The sequence below is a fragment of the Streptomyces jumonjinensis genome (assembly GCF_009600885.1).
In the GTDB taxonomy this organism is placed as follows: domain Bacteria; phylum Actinomycetota; class Actinomycetes; order Streptomycetales; family Streptomycetaceae; genus Streptomyces; species Streptomyces jumonjinensis.
In genome coordinates, this window is sequence record NZ_VCLA01000202.1 from 12,902 (window position 1) to 14,269 (window position 1,368).

Consider the following 1,368-nt stretch of genomic DNA (forward strand, 5'->3'; position numbering starts at 1 on the left):
GTGTGTGGAGTGGTTGGTGGTGGCGGGTGAGGTGTGTCCGTCGTGGTTGGTGGATCGGTGGTGGGGTGGTCGGGGGTTGGTGAATGCGTATGGTCCGACGGAGGTGACGGTGTGTGCGTCGATGTCGGGGGTGTTGTCTCCGGTGGGGGAGGGGGTGTCGGTTCCGGTTGGTCGTCCGTTCGGTGGGGCGGGGGTGTTGGTGCTGGATGGGTTTCTGCGTCCGGTGCCGGTGGGTGTTCGGGGTGAGGTTTATGTGGTGGGTTCGGGTTTGGCGCGGGGGTATCTGGGTCGTTCGGGGTTGACGGCGTCGCGGTTTGTGGCGTGTCCGTTTGTTGTTGGTGGTCGGATGTATCGGACGGGGGATCTGGGGCGGTGGTCCGCGGGTGGTGAGTTGGTGTTCGCGGGTCGGGTGGATGAGCAGGTGAAGGTGCGGGGGTTCCGTATCGAGCCGGGTGAGGTGGAGGCGGTTCTCGCGTCGTGTGAGGGGGTGGGTCAGGTCGCGGTGGTGGTGCGGGAGGACCGGCCGGGCGATAAACGCCTCACCGCCTACGCCGTCCCGCACGACGGAGCCGCCGTCGATACGACGGTGCTCCGGGACTTCGCCGCCGAGCGACTCCCCGACTACATGGTCCCCTCCGCGATCGTCTTGCTCGAAGCCCTGCCGGTCACCGTGAACGGCAAACTCGACCGGGCCGCCCTGCCCGCCCCCGATCTCACCGGCCCCGCTGGTGGCCGTGCCCCCGCGACGCCGGTGGAGGAGGTGCTCTGCGGACTCTTCGCCGAAGTGCTCGGCCTGGAGTCGGTGAGCGCCGATGTCTCCTTCTTCGACTTCGGCGGTGACTCGCTGCTCGCCATGCGACTGATCGCCCGCGTCCGGGCCGTCCTGGACACGGAGGTGAGCATCCGCGATCTCTTCACCGCACCCACCGTGGAGGCGATCGCGGGACTGCTGGACGGCGACGACGCTGACGGCAGTGAGAGCGCTGGAGTACGCCCCTCGCTCACTCGGCGGACCCGTCCCGAGGCTCTGCCGCTGTCGTTCGCTCAGCAGCGGATGTGGTTCCTGAACCGGCTGGAGGAGACCGAACCGGGTACCGACGCGGTCTACAGCCTTCCCTTGGCGCTCCGTATGACCGGGGACCTGGACGTGGCGGCCCTGGAGGCCGCGCTCGGCGATCTCGCGGACCGGCACGAGAGCCTGCGTACTGTCTTCCCCGAGACGGACGGGTCTCCTCGGCAGCAGATCCTTGAGGGGGCTGCCGGGCGTCCGCCCCTTGTGGTCGTCGAGACCGACGAGCGCGATATCGATGGTGTTCTGGCGGCGCATGCGTCGCGTGGGTTCGATGTGAGTGTCGATCTGCCGTGGCG

Annotated in this window: 1 protein-coding gene and 1 pseudogene; both read left to right on the forward strand. The window is 68.3% G+C overall.

Features of this window, described 5'->3' with window-relative positions; genetic code table 11:
- Positions 1-16: 16 nt before the first annotated feature.
- A pseudogene (locus tag FF041_RS40500) lies at positions 17-274 on the forward strand (AMP-binding protein); the annotation flags it as partial.
- 135 nt (positions 275-409) lie between these two features.
- The coding region (locus FF041_RS38595; RefSeq protein WP_323393697.1) for a phosphopantetheine-binding protein at positions 410-1,368 on the forward strand (959 nt) is incomplete at its 3' end.